Annotated in this window: 4 protein-coding genes and 1 pseudogene; all 5 read left to right on the top strand. The window is 71.0% G+C overall.

The window, feature by feature from the left end:
• The coding region (locus tag L2I40_RS19535; protein WP_237216856.1) for an SDR family oxidoreductase at nt 1–606 on the top strand (606 nt) is incomplete at its 5' end.
• The gene (locus tag L2I40_RS19530) at nt 603–992 is read left to right on the top strand and encodes a dihydroneopterin aldolase (protein ID WP_237216855.1); all 390 of its coding nucleotides are present in this window, start codon (nt 603–605) and stop codon (nt 990–992) included. The genes L2I40_RS19535 and L2I40_RS19530, both read left to right, overlap by 4 nt.
• A 375-nt stretch (nt 993–1,367) precedes the next feature.
• On the top strand, nt 1,368–3,260 hold the full coding sequence (uvrC, locus tag L2I40_RS19525; protein WP_237216854.1) for an excinuclease ABC subunit UvrC: 1,893 nt from the start codon (nt 1,368–1,370) through the stop codon (nt 3,258–3,260).
• An 83-nt stretch (nt 3,261–3,343) separates the two neighbouring features.
• Entirely contained in the window at nt 3,344–3,958 is a 615-nt protein-coding gene (gene pgsA, locus L2I40_RS19520; protein ID WP_237216853.1) for a CDP-diacylglycerol--glycerol-3-phosphate 3-phosphatidyltransferase, read from the top strand.
• Between the two features lie 53 nt (nt 3,959–4,011).
• Nucleotides 4,012–4,451: pseudogene (locus L2I40_RS19515) on the top strand (hypothetical protein); the annotation flags it as partial.

The following is a 4,451-nucleotide window of genomic DNA, read 5'->3' as shown; positions in this document are numbered from 1 at the left end:
CGTCGCGCCGTGGCGCTGCGCGCCGACCTGGCGCGCGAGGCGGAGGTCGCGCGGCTGGTGCCGGCGGCGCAGGCGGCGCTCGGCCCGCTCGGCGTGCTGGTCAACAACGCCTCCACCTTCGAACGCGACGAGTGGCACGACGCGACGCGCGAAAGCTGGGACCAGCACCTGGAGCCGAACCTCCGGGCGCCCTTCGTGCTGGCGCAGGCGATGGCGAAGGCGCTGCCCGCCGCGGCGGAGGGCGTAGTGGTCAACCTGCTCGACCAGCGCGTCTGGTCGCTGACGCCGCATTTCGTCTCCTACACCGTTTCCAAGGCCGGGCTCTGGGCGCTGACGCAGAGCCTGGCGCTGGCGCTGGCGCCGCGCATCCGGGTGAACGGGATCGGACCGGGCCCTGCCCTGCCCTCGCCGCGGCAGAGCCAGGAGCAGTTCGACCGGCAATGCGCCTCCGTCCCGCTGCGGCGCGGCACCTCGCCCGATGAGGTCGCGGCGGCGCTGCTGGCGATCCTGGCGCTGCCTTCGATGACCGGGCAGATGATCGCGCTGGATGGCGGGCAGCATCTGCAATGGGCGCCTTCGCGCGATCCGGCGGACAGCGCCGAGTGACCTACGTCCCTGATGCCGACCGCCGCCGGCGCGTCGTCTTCGTGCGCGGGCTGGAGCTGATGGCGCGGCTGGGCATCCATCCGCACGAGAAAGCGGCGCCCCAGCGCATCCGGCTAGATGTCGAGCTGCTGGTGGAGGACGAGGCGGCGCCGCACGGGATCGGCCCAGACAGCTTCCCGCGCGTGGTGGACTACCAGCGCCTGGTCGAGCTGGCCCGGTCCGAGGTCGAGACGGGGCATGTGCTGCTGGTCGAGACGCTGGCCGAGCGGATCGCCGCTGCCGCGCTGACGGATCCTCGGGTGGAACGCGCCCGGGTCACGGTGGAGAAACCCGAAGCCTTCCCGGACGTCGAGGCGGTGGGCGTGGTGGTGGAGCGGCGCCGATAGCTGCCGCAGGAGCCATGCGGCGGGCGCAATGGTCACCCGGGGCGCACGGGCTTCGACAAAGCGCTTGATTCAGGTGCGAACAGGCTTGACACGTGGTTTGTCCACTGCCGTCAACGCTTCGTGAGGCGGCCGCCGGGCTCAACCGGAAAGACAGGCTTCGCGACAGGCGTGTGACATCCCGGCGATAAAAAACGTTCCGCATCAATAGCTTGGCCAATATGCCTAGAAACTGGGCAACATCCTGTTGCGCGCAGAAGATCGCGGCTTCAGCGCGCTTCCCCCCCGCCGCTCCACAGACTTGTCCACAGCTTCCGTGGACAAACGTCGAGAGCCCTTGCTCCTCAACGTGATGCGCTCAGGCCATATCGGTGGAGCATGACGACCGAGACCGAAACCCCTGCCGTCGAAGAGCCTACCCCGCCGCAACTGGCAGGCCTCGTCGCCATCGAGACGGCGCTCACCACGCTGCCGCTCAGCCCAGGCGTATACCGAATGCTCGATGCGAAGGGCGAGGCGCTCTACGTCGGCAAGGCGCGCAGCCTGAAGCGGCGCGTCGCTGCCTACACGCAGTTGTCGCGGCTGCCTGAACGCCTCCGCCGCATGGTGCACGAAACGCGCAGCATGGAGGTGGTCACCACCGCCTCCGAGGCGGAGGCGCTGCTGCTCGAGGCGAACCTGATCAAGCGGCTGCGGCCGCGCTACAACATCGTCCTCCGCGACGACAAGTCGTATCCCTGGCTGGTCCTGACGGAGGACCACCCCTATCCGCAGATCGCCAAGCACAGGGGCGAGCGCCGCAAGGGGGCGAGCTACTGGGGGCCCTTCGCCTCCGCCTGGGCGGTGAACCAGACGCTGACCGCGCTGCAGCGCGTCTTCCTGCTGCGCTCCTGTCGCGACACCGTCTTCGACAGCCGCACGCGGCCCTGCCTGCTGTTCCAGATCAAGCGCTGCTCGGCGCCCTGCGTGAAGCGGATTAGCGAGGCCGACTATGCCGGGCTGGTGCGCGAGGCGAAGGAGTACCTTTCCGGCGGGACGCCCAGTGTCCAGCGCCGGCTCGCGCGGGAGATGGAGGAGGCGGCGGAGCGGCTGGAGTTCGAGCGCGCGGCGGCGCTTCGCGATCGCATCCGGGGCCTGACGCATGTGCAGGGCCATGATCGCATCAACATCGAAGGCGTGGGCGACGCCGACGTCGTCGCGCTGCACCAGATGGCCGGCCAGTCCTGCGTGCAGGTGTTCTTCTTCCGGGGCGGGCGCAACAACGGGAACCGGCCCTACTTCCTGTCCCACGCCAGGTCGGAGCAATCGGCGGAGGTGGTGCTCGGCGCCTTCCTGGCCCAGCTCTACGACGACCTGCCGCCGCCGCCCCTGGTGCTGGTCAGCCACGACCCGGCGGATGCCGGGATCCTGGCCGATGCGCTCGCCCTGAAGGCCGGCCGCAAGGTCGAGATCCATCGGCCGCAGCGCGGCGACAAGCGCGCCGTCGTCGAGCATGCCGCCACCAACGCCCGGGAGGCGATCGAGCGCCGCATGGCGGAGGGTGCGGCGCAGTCGGAACTGCTGCAGGGCGTCGCACGGCTCTTCGAGCTTCCGGACGCGCCGGAACGCATCGAGATCTACGACAACAGCCACATCATGGGCACCAACGCCTATGGCGTGATGGTGGTGGCCGGCCCGGCCGGGTTCCTCAAGCAGCACTATCGCAAATACGGCATCAGGGACGCCCGGCCCGGAGACGACTTCGCCATGATGCGCGAGGTCTTCGAGCGGCGCTTCGGGCGGACGCTGAAGGAGGATCCGGAGCGCGAATCGGGCAGCTGGCCCGACCTCGTGCTGATCGACGGCGGCGCCGGGCAGCTCTCCGCCGCCCGGGAGGTGCTGAACGAGATGGGGCTGCACGACATCCCGCTGGCGGCCATCGCCAAGGGCGTGGATCGCGACGCGGGGCGGGAGTGGTTCCACCAGACCGGCAGGGATCCGTTCCAGCTGCCGCCGCGCGATCCGGTGCTCTACTACCTGCAGCGCCTCAGGGACGAGGCGCACCGCTTCGCCATCGCCGCCCATCGGACCGGGCGGTCGAAGGCGCTGGTCCGCAGCGAGCTGGACGACATCCCGGGCGTCGGCAGCGCATTGAAGCGCAAGCTGCTCAACCACTTCGGCTCCGCCCGCGGGGTCCGCAACGCGGCGCTCGAGGATCTCGAGAAGGCGCCCGGCATCGGGCCGGCGGTGGCGCGGAAGATCTACGGGCATTTCCACCCGGCGGAGGGGTGACCGCCGGTCCGGGCGGCCGGGTCCGCGTTGAGGTCGCGTCGCGCCTCGCCCAGGCACGGGTCGTCTGCTAGACGGGAACCGACATGCCGACCGACCTGCCGAATCTGCTGACGCTGTCGCGCATCGCCGCCATTCCGTTGCTGGTGGCCCTGGCGCTGGCGGGCAACCCATGGGCCGACTTCGGCGCCTGCGTGGTGTTCTCGGCCGCGGCGATCACCGACTACTTCGACGGCAAGCTTGCGCGGGAGCGGCAGCAGATCAGCAACTTCGGCCGCATGCTGGACCCGATCGCCGACAAGCTGCTGGTCGGCGCGGCACTGATGCTGCTGGCGGGGACGGAGCGCCTGACCGTCTTCGGCCTGCTTCCGGCGATCGTGATCCTTCTGCGCGAGATCCTGGTCTCCGGGCTGCGGGAGTATCTCGCGGGCCTTGCCGTCGGTCTGCCGGTGACGAAGCTGGCCAAGTGGAAGACGGGCTTCCAGATGGGCGCGCTCGGCACGCTGCTGGCCGGCGACAGCGCGGCGTCGGTGCTGCACCTGTCCTTCCTGCCGGTTTCGCTGATCGGCGAGCTGATGCTCTGGACCGCGGCGGCGCTCACGCTCGTCACGGGGTGGGACTACCTCCAGGCCGGGCTGCGCCATGCGGGCGGACCGTCCCAGCGCGATGCCTCGCAGCCACGGGAACCGGCGCGCCCTTGAGGGTTCGGGAAGGGCAGCGCATCTTGCTGAAAATGCTGTTCGGGAAGGCTCCCATGACCTCCGTCACGCGGCGCGCGCCGGCCGGCGTCGTTCTCGGCCTCACCCTGGCACTCGGGGCCTGCTCGGCCCCCGGGACGGGCTTCGGCGAGTCGAGCTGGTCCCCGATGGGCGGACCCTGGCTGCCGGGTGCGGCGGCCCGCAGCCCCGCCATGACGGACAGCCTGACCGCGCAGCGCGTCCGCGGCGGCGAGCCGGAATTCGCCCCGCTGCTCGCCGAGGCCGGCAATGTCTGGCCGGCGCAGGAAGCGCCGCGGCCCACGCTGCTCGGCAGCCCGGAGGAGGCGTTCCGCAACGTGCCGGACTACCGGCCAACCTTCGTGCCGGGTGCAAGCCCCGCCCGTTCGCCGGTGCCGACGCCCGGCCTGCCGGGCGCGGACCGGCCGGGCGGCCTCGGCGCCGGCCTGCCGCCGCCGGAGCCACCTGTGGCGCGGGC

The sequence above is a fragment of the Falsiroseomonas oryziterrae genome, assembly GCF_021864505.1.
In the GTDB taxonomy this organism is placed as follows: domain Bacteria; phylum Pseudomonadota; class Alphaproteobacteria; order Acetobacterales; family Acetobacteraceae; genus Falsiroseomonas; species Falsiroseomonas oryziterrae.
This window is presented reverse-complemented; position numbering and strand designations above follow the sequence as displayed.

Coding starts and splice junctions, on each gene's coding strand:
- uvrC (WP_237216854.1), top strand. CDS start 1,368: ATGACGACCGAGACCGAAACCCCTGCCGTCGAAGAGCCTACCCCGCCG.
- pgsA (WP_237216853.1), top strand. CDS start 3,344: ATGCCGACCGACCTGCCGAATCTGCTGACGCTGTCGCGCATCGCCGCC.